Source organism: Tahibacter aquaticus (assembly GCF_004363655.1).
GTDB lineage: Bacteria > Pseudomonadota > Gammaproteobacteria > Xanthomonadales > Rhodanobacteraceae > Tahibacter > Tahibacter aquaticus.
Map to the genome: position 1 here is coordinate 36,650 of NZ_SNZH01000027.1, position 15,849 is coordinate 52,498.

At 62.0% G+C, this 15,849-nt stretch carries 9 protein-coding genes; 4 read left to right on the forward strand and 5 right to left on the reverse strand.

All coding sequences use genetic code 11. From position 1 onward, the window contains the following. Nucleotides 1–93: 93 nt before the first annotated feature. Nucleotides 94–1,275 carry an esterase/lipase family protein gene (locus tag DFR29_RS27555; RefSeq protein WP_133821862.1) on the reverse strand — a complete coding sequence of 394 codons (1,182 nt, stop codon included), beginning with the start codon at nt 1,273–1,275 and terminating at the stop codon, nt 94–96. Between the two features lie 129 nt (nt 1,276–1,404). On the opposite strand from DFR29_RS27555, the gene DFR29_RS27560 reads away from it, so the two are divergent. Together DFR29_RS27560 and DFR29_RS27565 are read left to right on the forward strand one after the other, a co-directional pair. Next, nucleotides 1,405–1,962: a GNAT family N-acetyltransferase gene (locus tag DFR29_RS27560; protein WP_133821863.1), complete on the forward strand. Its 558-nt coding sequence runs from the start codon at nt 1,405–1,407 to the stop codon at nt 1,960–1,962. Between the two features lie 25 nt (nt 1,963–1,987). Then, nucleotides 1,988–2,887 (forward strand): DMT family transporter, encoded by a 900-nt coding sequence (locus DFR29_RS27565; RefSeq protein ID WP_133821864.1) that lies wholly within the window; start codon nt 1,988–1,990, stop codon nt 2,885–2,887. Nucleotides 2,888–3,043: 156 nt separating this feature from the next. Here DFR29_RS27565 and DFR29_RS27570 read toward each other — a convergent pair whose 3' ends face one another. Together DFR29_RS27570 and DFR29_RS27575 are read right to left on the reverse strand one after the other, a co-directional pair. Continuing rightward, nucleotides 3,044–3,763, reverse strand: a complete 720-nt coding sequence (locus tag DFR29_RS27570) for a UDP-2,3-diacylglucosamine diphosphatase (RefSeq protein ID WP_133821865.1) — start codon at nt 3,761–3,763, stop codon at nt 3,044–3,046. Between the two features lie 76 nt (nt 3,764–3,839). After that, entirely contained in the window at nt 3,840–4,169 is a 330-nt protein-coding gene (locus DFR29_RS27575; protein ID WP_133821866.1) for a hypothetical protein, read from the reverse strand. Between the two features lie 613 nt (nt 4,170–4,782). Here DFR29_RS27575 and DFR29_RS27580 point away from each other — a divergent pair. Both DFR29_RS27580 and DFR29_RS27585 read left to right on the forward strand, forming a co-directional pair. Further along, on the forward strand, nt 4,783–7,677 hold the full coding sequence (locus DFR29_RS27580) for a PKD domain-containing protein (protein WP_208113756.1): 2,895 nt from the start codon (nt 4,783–4,785) through the stop codon (nt 7,675–7,677). Nucleotides 7,678–7,975: 298 nt separating this feature from the next. Beyond that, nucleotides 7,976–11,404 (forward strand): PKD domain-containing protein, encoded by a 3,429-nt coding sequence (locus tag DFR29_RS27585; protein WP_133821867.1) that lies wholly within the window; start codon nt 7,976–7,978, stop codon nt 11,402–11,404. 721 nt (nt 11,405–12,125) lie between these two features. On the opposite strand, the gene drt3b is transcribed toward DFR29_RS27585, so the two are convergent. Together drt3b and drt3a are read right to left on the reverse strand one after the other, a co-directional pair. Continuing rightward, the gene (gene drt3b, locus DFR29_RS27590; RefSeq protein ID WP_133821868.1) at nt 12,126–14,207 is read right to left on the reverse strand and encodes an antiviral reverse transcriptase Drt3b; all 2,082 of its coding nucleotides are present in this window, start codon (nt 14,205–14,207) and stop codon (nt 12,126–12,128) included. Further along, the gene (gene drt3a, locus DFR29_RS27595) at nt 14,194–15,582 is read right to left on the reverse strand and encodes an antiviral reverse transcriptase Drt3a (RefSeq protein WP_133821869.1); all 1,389 of its coding nucleotides are present in this window, start codon (nt 15,580–15,582) and stop codon (nt 14,194–14,196) included. Before drt3a ends, drt3b begins: the two co-directional genes overlap by 14 nt. Nucleotides 15,583–15,849 lie beyond the last annotated feature (267 nt).

Below are 15,849 nucleotides of genomic sequence, written 5' to 3' on the forward strand. Positions count from 1 at the left end.
TTTTTGCAAAGCCAGGCTTGCAGAAAATACGCGCGGCGCTTTGGCGCCCTCGCCCGCAGCAAAGCCCGGGGGAAAGGGCTTTGCTGCAATGCCTCACGCCACATGCGTCGCCAGGCTCGCCACATCGCCGTCCCACGCGCCGAAATAACTGCGGCTGCGGCGCTCGGCGGCATGTTCGGGACCGCGCGGCTGCATCTTCAGGGCGCGTTTGCCGTCCAGCCATAGCGATACGGTGTTGATCACCCGGCTGTCGCGACAGACACGGCCATGGTCCAGCGCGCCGGCAAAGCCGGCCAGGGTTACACCGGGCACCGCGGCGCTGCGCAGGTGGACGCGGCCGTCGCCGAGGCCGTCCTTGCTCGCCGCGGCGAAATCGAACCAGTTCGGATTGCTGCTGTTGGCCTGCTGCACGGTAAAGCCGCTCTGCGTCGGCACCCCGGCGCTCTGCAGGATCAGGATGCGGTCGGCATGGGCGGCCAGCGCCGCGTCGTCGATCACGCTGGCCGTGCTGCTGCCGCCCTGCCGGGCCGCCTTGCCGCGATGGAAGGCTTCCGCATCGGCGACGAAACGCGGCTCGAAACCGCCATTGCCATCACGCACGTTGGCCTGCCAGTTGGCGGCATCGAACAGGTCTACCGGCTTGCCCGCCTCATTCACACAGCAGCCGTCGAAATACGGCGTCATCTGGTAGACCGAGGGAAAGCTGCGCGCGATCTTGCGGTAGTCCTCGTCGGTGCCGAACCAGCCGTCGCGCTCGCCCGCGACCAGCATCTGTGCCGCAGCGATGGAACCGCGGAACGGTGGCGCGATGAATACGACACGATCGACCTCGGCAAAGGGATTCTTGCGATCGCGCAGGCCGAGCATCGAGCGCAGTACCAGCCCGCCCATGCTGTGGGTGATGAAGTTCAGGGCCGGCGAGCGTTTCAGGCGTTTCTGCCGCCCCTGCAGCTCGTCGCAGAATTCCATCAGCTTCTGCGCCGCGTGCTCGATCGGGCGGCGCCAGTCGTAGGTGAATACGTGCAGGGCTTCGTTGGGCTTCCACGCGCGCAGCTTGCCGACCATTTCACCGTAGGCGTAGCGGATCGGCCGCGACGGCAGCATGCGATGGCCGTCGTTGGCCTCGTAGCGGCCGTCGAGCAGGGCGAAATCGAGCGGGTTCTCGAACGCATCGCCGAACACCATGTCTTCCAGGCTCCAGCGCACCGGCCAGTCCAGCGGATAGCTGTCGGTCAACTCGCTGCCCTTGATGCCCGGAATCAGAACGGTGGCCATTGCAATGCTCCCTGCGGATAGGCGCGCCGACTGTAGCAGCCCGGCGTGTTAGCGGCTTGTCGGCATGCCGCGCACTGGCGGCCGCGGACAGCGTCGCGGCATCATCGGTTTTTTGCCGGCGACGCTGCCATGGCCGATACCCTGTCCGCGGTACCGTTGCTGGAGACACCGCGGCTGCGCCTGCGCACCGTGCGCCGCGACGACCTGGCGGCGATCTACGCGCTGCATGCCGACCCGCGCGCGATGCGCTACTGGAGCTGCGCGCCGTGGACGCAGGCGCAGCAGGCGGAAGACTGGTTCGCCCAGCGCGCCCGCCAGGGCGAAACCGAGGAAATCTGGCCCTGGGGCATCAGCCGGATCGGTGCCGACACACTGATCGGCCTGGTCACCGTGTTTGCGGTCAACCGCAGCCAGCACCGCGCCGAGATCGGCTACCTGCTGGACCCCGCGCACTGGGGCAAGGGCTACGCCCGGGAAGCCTTGCGCGCCGCCCTGGCCTACGGCTTCGAGGCATTGCAGCTGCTGCGCGTCGAAGCCGATATCGATCCGCGCAACGAAGCGTCCTGCCGCCTTGTGGAAAAGCTCGGCTTCCGCCGCGAGGGCTATCTGCGCGAGCGCTGGCGCGTCAACGGCGAAATCACCGACACGGCCTTGTACGGCCTGTTGCGGCGGGAACTGACCGCATGAGCGGCGCCATGACGGCTGCCGCCCCATGAACGAAGCGCTGCCCCGCCGCGTGTTCCGCCGCGGCCTGCTGATCGCCGCGACGGCGTCGGTGCTGTTTTCGGCCAAGGCCATCGTGGCCAAGCTGCTGTACCGCCATGGCGTCGACGCACTGGACGTACTGGCCTTGCGCATGCTGTTTTCCGCACCGCTGTTCTTCGCCATCGCGCTGTGGCAATGGCGCCGTCACGACAGCCTGAGCTGGCGCGAGGCGGCCAGCGTGCTGGTACTGGGATTGCTGGGCTATTACCTGTCCAGCTACCTGGATTTCCTCGGGCTGCAATACATCAGCGCAGCGCTGGAGCGGCTGATCCTGTTCCTGTCACCGTCGTTCGTGCTGCTGATCAGCGCACTCGTGCTGCGCCGGCGCATCGGCGGCCGCGAATGGGCAGCACTGGCGCTGGCCTACGGCGGCATCGTGCTGGTGTTCGCGCACGATCTGCAGCTGGGCGGCGACCGCGTCGTGCTGGGCGCCGGCCTGGTACTGGGCTCGGCCTTGTCGTACGCGCTGTACCTGCTGGGTTCGGGCGAACTGGTCAGGCGGCTGGGACCGTGGCGGCTGGTCGCCTACGCCATGCTGGTTTCCACCGTTGCGGTACTGACGCATTTCGGCGCCACACGCCACTGGCAGGAGCTGCGGCTGCCGCTGGAGGTCTACGCCCTGTCGGCGGTGAACGCGGTGTTCTGCACCGTCATGCCCGTGGTCATGACCATGCTGGCCGTCGCGCGCATCGGCGCGCCGAGTGCGGCCCAGGCAGGCATGGTCGGCCCGGTTTCCACCGTGTTCCTCGGCGCCTGGCTGCTGCACGAGCCGATCACGGCCTGGCAGCTGGCCGGCTCGGCGCTGGTGCTGGCGGGCATGTATGTGCTGTCGATGCGCAAGGCGTGAGCAGCGGCCGCTTGCGCTGCAATTCGCCGTCGCTCATCGCACCGTACACAGCTGAGGTATACCCGTAGGGCGCCGATGAGCACCGCGAATTGCGCCGCCCCCGGGCGGCGCCGGACAGCCATCATGAAAAACGCGGCACTCTTTCAATGCGGCAGTTCAGCGCCATACCAGCAGCTGCGCATGCCCGTCCTCGATGCGCAGCACGCTGCCCTGTTCGTACCAGTCGCCCAGTACGATGCGTTCGGCCGGTTCGTTGTCGACGAGCAGGTAGTGCGTCGCCGGCCGGTGCGTGTGGCCGTGGATCAGGCGATAGATGCCGTGCTGGCGCATCACCGCTTCCACCGCGTCGTCGGCCACGTCCATGATTTCGGCGCTGGCGGTACCGGTATGCAGGCGGCTCTGCTCGCGCGCGTGGCGGGCGAAGTCGCGGCGCTGCGGCAGCGGCTGGGCCAGGAACTGCTGTTGCCAGGCCGGATCGCGCACCTGGCGGCGGAACTGCTGGTAGGCGACATCGTCGCTGCACAAGGTGTCGCCATGCATCAGCAGGTAGGGCCGGCCTTCGATCTCGACGACGCTGGGATCGTCCAGCAATACCACGCCGGTGTTGGCCGCAAAGTGCGCACCGATCAGGAAATCGCGATTGCCGGCCATGAAATACGCCGGCGTGCCCGAGGCAACGAACTCGGCCAGCGCACCCTGCACGCGCGCCGCCAGGGCTGCATCGTCGTCGTCGCCGATCCAGCTTTCGAACAGGTCGCCCAGGATGTACAAGGCCGCGGCGTCGCGTGCAGGCCCCGCAAGAAATTCCAGCAGCAGATCGGTGATCTGCGGACGCTCGTCGTCCAGGTGCAGATCGGAGATGAAATAGGTCGTCATGCTGCGACGATAGCAGACGGCTGCACCCGCCTGGCAAGGCCCGCGCCGGCAACTGCCGGCGCGGGCCGACGGCGTATCAGGGACGCTGGAAGCCGTTGCCGCCGGTGGCCGCGCTGCTGGCCAGCAGCGCATTGCGCGCGGTGATGCCCTGGAACGCCACGCTGGTGAAGCTGAAGCTGTGGCCCCGCGGCGGGCGGTTGCTGATAGCCACGCCACCGCCGTTCTTGTCGGCGCGGTTGCCGTCGAAGAGGCCGTTGACGCTATTTACCGTCTTGGGCAATTCCACATTGGTAATCGCCAGGCCGCCGCTGCCGATGAAGGTGTTGGCATTGCCGTCGTCGACCGTGTTGTTCGGCACCGTGGTATTGGTCCTGGTTGCGCCGGCATCGCTTCGCGCAGGCTGCACTGGCCGTTGGCCGCGTTGTCGCCGGCGCCGGCCGCGGACGACAGCGCGGCAAGCAGCAGGAACAGCGACACAGGCGTGCGGCACATCGAGCGAGTGAACACGCGGCAAGCCTGCAATGGTGCAGCGCACACATGAACTACGCGGCGCCCGGCGAACAGAACGCCCTCTGGCGGCAGCCCGAACATTGCAGCCAGGCCCCGCACCAGCACCAGAACAGGGGCCCGCCAGGGTGCAGCCGGCGCCGGCATGCCCTGCCACCATACCCATGCCGCTTGATGCACTTGCACATATCAGCCCTAAGGCTGATATGTATCAGTCTATAGACTGATACGACCGATTCCTGTAAATCGTCCGCCGGTTCGCTTCCTACGGGGAGGAGGCGCACCCGACCGCCAATGCAGCGCGGGCGCTCCCAACCGGCCTTGCGGCCGGCGAAGCCCCGTCTGCCAGCCCGGTAGGAAAAAGCTGCAACAGCAGTGCCGGCCGGCAGTTCGCGACGAACGCTCAATCACCAATTTCTTCCGCGTACGTGGCAAGCCGGAGTCGCTTTCTGTTCGCAGCGGGGGCGCTACGCGTCTGCGTAGTGCATTTATTTATAAATGGAGGGTGGGAGATGAGCAATTCAAGAATCGGCCGGCTGTCGCTGCTGGCTGCAGGCCTGTTCGGCTGTGCATTGGGGTTTGCGCTGCAGGCCGAAGAAGAACACAGCATCGGCCGCGCGGTGGCTTTCTCGATCGATGCCAGCAAAGGCGCCGACAAGCGGGTCGACTACACGGCCCTGCAGGCATTGGGCCCCTGGGATGACCGCAACTACGCGCTGACCGCGGCAGACCTGGCCTTGCTGTCCAAGAACGAAGCCGACACCATCGTCGCGATTCCGGTGTTCTACCGCGTGGAAATGCGCAAAGCGAACAAGGAACTGCCGACCTTCGGCCCGGTGCAATATCCGCGCAGCGCATTGAACGGCTACCTGGCCAAATACGGCGGCTATCGCATCGACGGCAAAACGTATACCGCGGTCAGCGCCGACGCGGCCGGTGCCTATCGCGTACACGAATCGCTGCCGCGGGATGAAGCCTCGCGCAACAGCGTCTTCCAGAATTTCCTCGGCGGTGAAAAACGCATCACCACGCCGGCCGGCGCGTCCGAATCGGCCGTGGCGATCAACCCGGTGAATACCAATATCGTCATCGCCGGCACCAACGGCCCGGGCAGCGGCCAGAAAATGTGGCGTTCCACCGACGGCGGCCAGAGCTGGGGCAGCGCCATCGCCCTGGCCGGCACCTGCTGCGACCCGGCCGTGGGCTGGTCGCCCGACGGCACGGTCGGCTATGCCTCGGCGCTCTCCAGCGTGGTCGGCAGCGGCACCAATGTGTATTTCTACCGTTCTACCGACAACGGCGCCAGCTGGACGCGCAGTGCAACCCTGTCCAACCAGAACACCTCGGACAAGGAATACCTGCACGTCGACATGCACGCGACCTCGCCGCACAAGGGCAACATCTACGTCGCCTGGCACGACAACAACATCCAGAAGATCGCCCGTTCGACCAACGGCGGCACCGCGTTCGGCGCAACCCTGACCCTGGACGGTGCCAACCGCGGCATCGGCAGCGACATCACCTCGGACACCGCCGGCAACGTCTACTTCTTCTACCCGGCCACTTCCGGCGGCAGCCTGGGCAAAGCCATCCGCATGGCCAAGTCCACCGACGGCGGCGCCAGCTTCGGCAGCGCGTCGACGGTAAGCACGACCAATGCCGATTTCGATTTCCCGATTCCGGCCATGGAATCGCGCCGCGCCTTCATCTACGTGTCGGTCGACACGGACCGTTCCGGCGGCAGCTTCAACAACAGCCTGTACGTATCCTGGACCGACACCTCCACCACCGAAAACAACACCAGCGCGACGGCCAACCACGCCATCATCCGCGTCGCGCGCTCGCGCGACGGCGGCGCCACCTGGCAGATTTCCTCGCCGCATTCCAGCAGCGACGTGAGCACGGTCGACCGCTTCAACCAATGGCTGTCGGTAGACCGCAATGGCCGCGTATTCGTGATGTATTACGACACGCGCCATTCCAGCGGGCGTAGCGGCACCGACCTGTACTACGCGGTTTCCAGCGACGGCGGCGTAACCTGGGGCACGGCGACGCGCCTGACCACGGTGACCTCGAAGAACATCAGCGAAGCCAACGAATGGGGCGACTACAACGGCATGGACGTGGCCCTGAACGAGATCATGGCCATCTATACCGACAATCGCGACGAATCCGGCGGCACGGCCGAATCCAAGGACGTCTATGGCATCGGCGGCTTCGCCGGCCCTGCCGGCAACCAGGCGCCGGTGGCGAACTTCAGCGCGGCGACCAGCGGCCTTACCGCCACGTTCACCGACAGCTCCAGCGACAGCGACGGCACCATCGCCTCGCGCAGCTGGAACTTCGGCGACAGCAGCACGTCCACCGCGACCAACCCGAGCAAGACCTATGCGGCCGCCGGCACCTACACCGTCACGCTGACCGTCACCGATAACGCCGGCGCCACCAACACCACGTCGAAGCCGGTCACCGTCAGCAGCGGCAGCAACGTGCCGCCGGTCGCCAACTTCAGCGTTGCCACCAGCGGCCTCACCGCCACGTTCACCGACAGCTCCAGCGACAGCGACGGCACCATCGCCGCGCGCAGCTGGAACTTCGGCGACGGCAGCACGTCCACCGCGACCAGCCCGAGCAAGACCTATGCGGCCGCCGGCACCTACACCGTCACGCTCACCGTCACCGACAACAGCGGCGCCACCAACACCACGTCGAAGCCGGCCACCGTCACTGCACCGCCAGGCGGCAACGTGCTGCAAAACGGCGTGGCGATCACCGGCCAGTCCGGCGCGACCGGCTCCAACACCTACTACACGATGGTCGTACCGGCCGGTGCGAGCAATCTGAAGTTCGTGACCAGTGGTGGGACCGGCGATGCCGATCTCTACGCACGCTTCGGTTCGCAGCCGACGACCACGACCTACGATTGCCGCTCCGAAAGCGGCACGAATGCCGAAACCTGCACCATCGCAACAGCGCAGGCCGGCACCTACCACGTACTGGTGCGCGGCTATGCAACCTACTCGGGCCTGGGCATCACCGGCAGCTATACCACCGGCGGTGGCGGCACGCAGACCTACACCAACACCACCGATTTCACCATCACTGACAACACGACGGTCGACAGCCCGATCACGGTATCGGGCCGCACCGGCAATGCGCCGAGCAATGCCTCGGTCACGGTCGCGATCGTGCACACCTACCAGGGCGACCTCAAAGTCGATCTCGTGGCGCCGGACGGTTCGCTCTACAACATCCACAACCGCACCGGCAGCTCCACGCAGAACATCAACAAGACCGTCACGCTGAACCTGTCCAGCGAAGCGCTCAACGGCACCTGGAAGCTCCGCGTCAATGACAACGGCGCTGGCGACAGCGGCCGCATCGACAGCTGGAGCGTCACCTTCTGAAGCCCGACGGCGGGGCACGAACGGGGCGCCGCGCGCCCCGTTCGTTGCACCCGCCACAGCGGCCGCGACGCAGCAACGACACTGCGCCGGCCGCACTCCTCGCTTGTCGTGCCTACGGCAGCCTGGTGTGGCGATTCGGCAATTCGTTGAACGAAGAATCCCGAGGGATTCCGCCGCGCGCTGAGCGCGGCGAACGTGCAGGGAGTACCACGCGCAACGGCCTATCGCAGCACGACGCCGAAGCCGTTCGACGCATTACCGAATCGCCACACCGGCTGCCGCTTGCGGAGAACTGATCATGCACGTACGCCCTGTTGCCCGGTGCCACCTGCTCCTGTTCGTGGCCGCCGTTTCCGTTTCCTCCCTCGCCAGCGCCCAGTCCGATACGCCGTTCGACGGCGACCGCGTCAATCGGCCGCGCGAGGAAAGCTGGCAGATCGAGCAGCGCCAGTTGTGGTTCATCCAGTCGCGCGGTCTCGACCGCGTTGCCAATGCCGACAGCGAACGGCGCAAGGCCGCGGCCGAACTCAAGGCCGAGGTCGAACGCCTGGCGCCGCTGCAGCACGCCGCCGGCGAAACCTGGGCGCCGCTGGGCCCCTCGTCCATGAACATGAGCAACTGGGTCATGGGCCGCGTCTCCGGCCGCAACAACGCCGTGGTGCCGCATCCCACCGATGAAAACACCGTCTACTTCGGCGCCGCCGCCGGCGGCGTCTGGAAGACCAGCAACGGCGGTACGTCATGGACGCCGCTGTTCGACCAGGTCGGCACCCTGCCCATCGGCGCGCTGTTCGTCGAGCCGGCGGCGCCGGCCAACGTATGGGTCGGCACCGGCGACAGGAACGGCGGCGGCTGTGCCGGTTACTTCGGTCAGGGCCTGTACGTGAGCAGCGACAGCGGCAGCAGCTGGCAGGCGCGCAACGGCAGCGGCAGCGGAGCCATGCCGCTGTCCATCGTCAATGCCGTCGCGGTGCAGCCGACCAATGCGAACGTCGTGCTCGCCGGCGGTGCCGGCAGCTGCAGCAGCGGCTCGCTGTCGGGTTCGGGCCTGTACCGCTCGGCCGATCGCGGCGGCAGCTGGACCAAGACACTCAACGGCAACGTCGAAGACCTGATCTTCGTGCCCAATTCCGCCACCGTCTTCGCCGGCGTAGCCGGCAGCGGTGTGCACAAATCCACCGACGGCGGCGCCACCTGGACCGCCATGAACAGCGGCCTCAGTGTGTCGGGCTCGCGCCTGCGCCTGGCCATGGCAGCGAGCAACAGCAACGTGCTCTACGCCCTGCAGAGCGGCAGCCTGCACCGCAGCGCCGACGGCGGCGCCAGCTGGTCGCTGCGGAGCAGCACCGCCTGCGAAGGCCAGTGCAGCTACAACCTGGCCATCGACGTACATCCCAGCCAGCCCGACACCGTTCTCGTCGGCAGCATCCGCACCGCGCGCTCCACCAACGGCGGCAGCAGCTTCACCATCCTGCATTCCACCTGGGGCAGCAGCCAGGCCGTGCATCAGGACACCCACGTCGTGCGCTATTCGCGCAACAACCCCGATCGCTTCTGGATCGGCACCGACGGCGGTGTCTGGCGCACGGACAACAGCGGCAGCAGCTGGGTGAACATGAATTCCAACCTCAATGTCACCCAGTTCTACGACATCAGCGTCCATCCGACCAATCCCGACATCGTGTTCGGCGGCGCCCAGGACAACTCCTCGTCGCGCCGCAGCAGCAGTGCCGTGTGGGACCTGACCTTCGTCTCTGGCGACGGCTTCATGAACGCGATCGACACGACCAATCCGTCCATCGTGTTCCAGACCAGCTATCCCTCGGGCAACTTTCCCAGCATCTACCGTTCGACCAATGGCGGCGGCGCCAACAGCTTCAGCAAGCTGGCGACGACCGGCATGACCGCATCGTCGAGCTTCCCCTGGGTCACGCCGATGGCGGTGGCGAGCAATCGCCTGTTCGTCGCATCCAACGTGGTCTATCGCGCCACCACCTCGGCCAGTCCGATGTCCTGGACGGCGATCTCCGGCAGCCTGGGCTCGGCCGTGTCGGTGATCACGCCAGTGAGCATGGGCGTGCTGATACCGACCTATGTCGGCACCTCGAGCGGACGCATCTACGCCACGCCGGACGCGGCCGTGCCGAGCGCGACCTTCACCGACGTCACCGGCAACTACCCCGGCGGCGTGGTTTCCGACGTGGCCATGGACCCGCTCAACGCACAGCGCGTGTTCGTCACGCGGGCCGGTTTCGGCGCTTCACGCCTGTACCGTTCCACCAGCGGCGGCACCACCTGGAGCGCGGTAGGCACCGGCCTGCCCAACGTGCCGGCCAATGCCGTCGCCATCGATCCGCTCAACACCAACCGTATCTTCGTCGGCACCGACGTCGGCGTGTATGAAAGCGCCGATGGCGGCAACACCTTCACCGCCTTCTCTACCGGGCTGCCGCTGGGCCTGGTCGTGACCGATCTCGAAATCGACGACTCGCCGCACGTGCTCAGCGCCGGCACCTACGGCCGCGGCGCCTGGAACGTCACGCTCAACAACGGCGGCAACCTGGCGCCGACCGCGAACTTCAGCGTCGCCACCAACGGCCTTACCGCCAGCTTCACCGACAGCTCCAGCGACAGCGACGGCAGCATCGCCTCGCGCAGCTGGAACTTCGGCGACAGCAGCACCTCCACGGCGACCAACCCGAGCAAGACCTATGCGGCCGCCGGTACCTACACCGTCACACTGACCGTCACCGACAACGCCGGCGCCACCAACACCACGTCGAAGCCGGTCACCGTCAGCAGCGGCAGCAACGTGCCGCCGGTCGCCAACTTCAGCGTCGCCGCCAACGGCCTCACCGCCACATTCACCGATACCTCCAGCGACAGCGACGGCAGCATCGCCTCGCGCAGCTGGAACTTCGGCGACAGCAGCACGTCCACGGCCACCAACCCGAGCAAGACCTACGCGGCCGCCGGCACCTACACCGTCACACTGACCGTCACCGACAACGCCGGCGCCACCAACACCACGTCGAAGCCGGTCACCGTCACTGCACCGCCAGGCGGCAACGTGCTGCAGAACGGCGTGGCGATCACCGGCCAGTCCGGCGCGACCAGTTCCGACACCTACTACACGCTGGTCGTGCCAGCCGGTGCGAGCAATCTGAAGTTCGTGACCAGTGGTGGGACTGGCGATGCCGATCTCTATGCGCGCTTCGGTTCGCAGCCGACCACGACGACCTACGATTGCCGCTCCGAAAGCGGCACCAATGCCGAAACCTGCACCATCGCGACGGCGCAGGCCGGCACCTACCACGTACTGGTGCGCGGCTATGCGGCCTACTCGGGCCTGAGCATCACCGGCAGCTACACCACCGGCGGCGGCGCGCAGACCTATACCAACACCAGTGACTTCAGCATCACCGACAACGCGACAGTGGACAGCCCCATCACCGTATCCGGCCGCAGCGGCAACGCGCCGGCCAGCACACCGGTGAGCGTCGCCATCGTCCACACCTACATCGGCGATCTCAAGGTCGACCTGGTCGCACCCGACGGCACGCTCTACAGCATCCACAACAAGACCGGCGGCGCCACACAGAACCTCAACACCACGCTCAACCTCAACCTGTCCAGCGAGCCGCTCAACGGCATCTGGAAACTGCGCGTCAACGACAGCGGCCCCGGCGACACCGGCCGCATTGACAGCTGGAGCGTCACCTTCTAGTGCGCTGTCTCGTCACTACGGCGTAAAAAAAATCCCGGCGGCTTTCGTCGCGAGACCCGGCGCGATGCGGCGGCGTAGCAGAGCTACGGCGTCGCATCGCAATGAGGTATCGCGGCGAAAGCCGCCGGAATGGGTTACGGGTAGTGGCGAGGCACGACACTACCCGGCTGTCGGGAATCGCGCCTTCTTCACTGCCGCGGTAGAGCCGGCCAATCGCGGCGCTGCGGGTGCTCGCGGGTGCTTGCGGGGGGGGTTCCTCAACGGCCTGCTGATTCCGGTGCTACGCACCAGGCATTGGGCGCTGTAGACCACCCTGCCACTCCATAGTCAGGCACTCGTCGCGGAACTTGCCGTTGATGTCCAGCCTAATTGACAGTGGAGGCTATCTTGACCCGCTGCAGCCGCCATATCGACTTGAATCTCGGCCGAGTCAGGATGACCGACACGCCACGGGTGAATCCCGAGGCCGAGGTGCGCATCATCCTGCGTTCGCAACTACCGGCACGTCGCACGAACAATCCTGCGCTCTCAAACCAAGACCTTCTGGTCGCGGGTAGTCACCTTTAGCAGTAATGCACAGTACCGCCAGCGATCCCGCTCAACAGGAGAAAAAAGGCGGCCCGTTCCTACCGCCCGTGCCCGCGTCTCATTGCATCTGAGATACAAGCTGGCGCTTGTGTGTGAGCTGCCCACAGCCATTGGGTAGAACGGAGCGCCAACTTCAATATACCTCGACACTTCGTTTCGATTCCAGTGCCCAAGCTAAGTCGAAACTCTTGCCCCACGCAGTGAACCACCGCTTCGTCGCATCTCGCAAGGCGTAGAACTGGCAGATATTGTCTAACCCAAAGACCCGACAGGATTCCACCTTCGTCCTGTCGTCTAGATACGGACAGGAAACGACGTCCAGCAAAAGCATCAGGCATTCACAGCTATCCCACCTACGACGCTCGTTTCCGAGCTTATCGATGATGTGCGCTTGAAGAAACGCACGAATCTGGCGATATCGCTTCTTGTCTCCTACATAAGAAAGCAAGACTGTAACGGAGAAATAGTCGAGATACCCTGGCCGAAGCAATGCTTCAAAGTTTTCGTTAATCCGAAAGAATCTCGCCAGCTGCAGCTGAGACAAACGATAACTCCCCCCAAGCTGCTGGAGAGTCACTAGCAAATAAAGACTGTCAATACCGCGAAACTCTCGGCGAAAGTTTCTGTTCAGCTGCACAAACAAATTATCAAATATATACTTAAAAATTCTATGCCGAAGCTCGCTAGAAAAAGCTCGAGTTTGTAGAAACCTAATCGACGTACAAAGCATCCGGCAAAGCCGCACAACATGATTTACCCTAGGCTCGGTCGAGTAGCAAAAGAATACCGTCTCAAGCACTGAATGAACTGCGGCCACTACTCGCTGCCTGTCCCCGGCCTCCTGCTTCGAGTCCAAGAATTTCTCAACAACTTGAGTCAATTTCCGCTCCATAGCGGCCAATGTGTAGTTAAGCAGATCAGAATACGCGACGCGGGTCTCAACGACTATTGCTTTGTATTTTGTTATTAATCTAGTGCTGTTGGCGCGACACGAAAAGCTTAGCGAATCACTGGACTCGACATGTGTCAGTAGCGGAACAATTTCCGAATCCAAGAGCGCGGAAACCTTGTCCTTCGCAATCGTCAATTCAGTAATTATTGGCTTTTCGTAGTCACGCAGCTTTGACTCGTTAATACCAAGTCTTTGCGCACGCAACGCCCTCTGAACAATATTAACAATTGCGGACCGGTTCTTCTTGTCGTTATAGAATATATAAAAATCATCGACATACCGAAAAACCTCGTAATCGACCCCGTGAACTAACGGAATAGCAAGCTCACCAAGCTCTTTCTCTATCAAGGAGTCAACGGACTGCAGGATAATCTCGGCAAACACTCGCGAAAATTCCGGGCCAATGACTATTCCATGCGTCTCGCCATCGTTTAGCGAACTCATTAACGCATCGAAACGCCCCGAAAATGTTCCTCCGATATCGCCTAAGTTAAGCTTTGTTCTTTCTCTGCCAAGAATCGCCCAAGCAATGGAATGAGTGTAGATGCTATCAAAACATTTGCTAACATCGATCAGCGTCATCGCATCATATTGCGACTCGCACCTATGATAGTCCTTTGACTCAAAGAACCTATGAATATTCCTATAGTTTTTGTATACAAAGAATGATCCAAGCTTTTCGTATTCTTTGCCGTACTGCTCAACGCCACGGGTCTCGGAGTCGACTCTCTGTAAATGGAGGCTATCATTAAAGAATGTGCTCCTGGCAACCCTAACAGGCCGACGAATGGAGAACTTGCTAGCAGAAGCGTAGTAAGCGATTAGATTTCGGAATTTTGAGTAGAAAGCGGAGACTTCTAGCTGGCTAAACGGGTGAGGGATCGTCAGCGCTCTACCACCCAGACCGTGAGACACAATAAACGAAAATGGTGCTCGCCAATTTTTCTTGTTTGCTAGCCCGCTCGCCGGCCGCGCGACAAGCGATCTCGTCGCTCTTCGCTTCCCCCACGCCGTAGTAGTTGAAGTCGAAACTTTAGAACCAGGAAGCATCCCCGAAATCAGCTGCATTACGACATCTAGACTAGAATCGTCGCAAGACCAAGATAGAGTTCCACACTCTGACTCATAGCGGACATTGAATTCCTCAAGAAAGGAATAGAACCCTCGATTCGAGAAGGTAGGCGGAACTTCAAATGGAAGTGTATCCGTAAGTATCGGACGAAACTCCGATCTAGAAAGGGGCCTTCGCTTACCGCGGCGCATACTTCCACCCTTTAACTATTCGGCCTAGCTCATGAGTATTGAAGTTGTGATATACACGCTCTTCAAAGCCAACCTTAAATCGCATTGACTTGATACGCTTAACAAGGTTCCTAGATCGAGTTCGCTTAGCCAGCCTGACAAGCTGCTTGTCGAGTAGCGACAGGTTTTCTGTCTTATTGGCTAGCGAATTGCTGTAGTAGATACCAGTTGCGGCTGAGGATTTGTTACCAACAAGCTTGGTGTTTCCTGTAAGAAACTTTAGCCTGGCGATCAACTCCCTAAACGCCCGCCGTCGGCAAACTGATCTCTGCCTGTTATATATTGAGAATGATCTGGTCATTCTGAACTTGTACTTCGTTATCTTCTTGGCGCCAATTTCAACGGTGACGCGCGGTTCAACGCGGTTACCGGATCTGCACTTCGTAAATCTATATCCCAGATACTCGAATCGCGCGAGCCTACCCCTGATTAGCGTCGCCGGATCGGAAAGATTGAAGTACCTGGTCTTCTTCTCGTTAATTCGCAGACCAACTTCCAAGAGCTTCTCTTCTGCCACGCCCTTGATACTTAGAGCCGCTATTTCTGAGCTATCTCTCATCAGAATGAGGACAATATCGTCTACATATCGACAGTGGAGAACAACGCCTTCAATGCAGCGCACGCATGCATCAAATTCCGACAGAACAAGCTCCGCTAGATAGGCACTAATTCCAATTCCTCTCGGCAATCCGCGATCCATCCCGGAAAGTTTTTGGTAGCAATCCAGAACCTGCCTTATGAATTTCTTTGAAGCAGTACTAAGAATTCCGTCGCTATCCAATTTTTCAAGCAACATCTTTCTATCTATTGACTCATAAAACTGCGAAACATCGAGCCGAACAATCTCGTAACCAAGAGACCCAGCAAGCGCACCCCGAACTTGGCACGCTGCGTCGTGCCGGTTGGACTGCTTGATTGAATACGCTCGCCTGAGATTATTTTGCAGCTGCTTCAACACAAAATAGCTTTCTGGGCTTCCGTCCGCGACATAGACAATCTTCCCACCGGGCCCCATTTTGGCTGCGATGTCGATTCTGAACCTGGACGAAAGGACGCGGTCGCTAGTGATCTGGAGCTGATCGTCAATTAGTCGTGACCGCCGAAGCCTGCACGCAGAAATTTCAGTTCTTATTTTGTTGACCTGATCGACAAGGTCTTTCTTCAATCTCCAATCATCGGCCGCTCTAATCTTTCGGATTCTCCCCGCACGATCTCGAATTTCTGACGAGATCGCGTGTGCATCTGGGAAGAACCTAGAGGCGAGGTCGTGGCCCCGCCGATTCTGTGAATCGAATATCTTTCTGAAATTTTTTGCAGTAAATAGCTGGTCTATCATTTTTCGCACCGATATTGTCTACGAGCCTATGTCTTGTAATACATAGTCGACGTGGCTGCGGCACAGTTCTGTGGCAGCCGGGATTTTCACGGTGATCTAAGAGTAGAAATCGACAGTCTTACTGGACCTCGTCTTCCTACTAGGGCACGAGGGAGCAATTGTTGTGGGTCGCCTAGCAGGCTGTTGAGAAACCAGTTTCCGCAGGCACAATGATAGGCGCCATCAATAACGGGTTAGCGAACAGCAATGCGCACAGCAGACGTCCAG

Coding starts and splice junctions, on each gene's coding strand:
- DFR29_RS27555 (WP_133821862.1), bottom strand. CDS start 1,275: ATGGCCACCGTTCTGATTCCGGGCATCAAGGGCAGCGAGTTGACCGAC.
- DFR29_RS27560 (WP_133821863.1), top strand. CDS start 1,405: ATGGCCGATACCCTGTCCGCGGTACCGTTGCTGGAGACACCGCGGCTG.
- DFR29_RS27565 (WP_133821864.1), top strand. CDS start 1,988: ATGAACGAAGCGCTGCCCCGCCGCGTGTTCCGCCGCGGCCTGCTGATC.
- DFR29_RS27570 (WP_133821865.1), bottom strand. CDS start 3,763: ATGACGACCTATTTCATCTCCGATCTGCACCTGGACGACGAGCGTCCG.
- DFR29_RS27580 (WP_208113756.1), top strand. CDS start 4,783: ATGAGCAATTCAAGAATCGGCCGGCTGTCGCTGCTGGCTGCAGGCCTG.
- DFR29_RS27585 (WP_133821867.1), top strand. CDS start 7,976: ATGCACGTACGCCCTGTTGCCCGGTGCCACCTGCTCCTGTTCGTGGCC.
- drt3b (WP_133821868.1), bottom strand. CDS start 14,207: ATGCGCCGCGGTAAGCGAAGGCCCCTTTCTAGATCGGAGTTTCGTCCG.
- drt3a (WP_133821869.1), bottom strand. CDS start 15,582: ATGATAGACCAGCTATTTACTGCAAAAAATTTCAGAAAGATATTCGAT.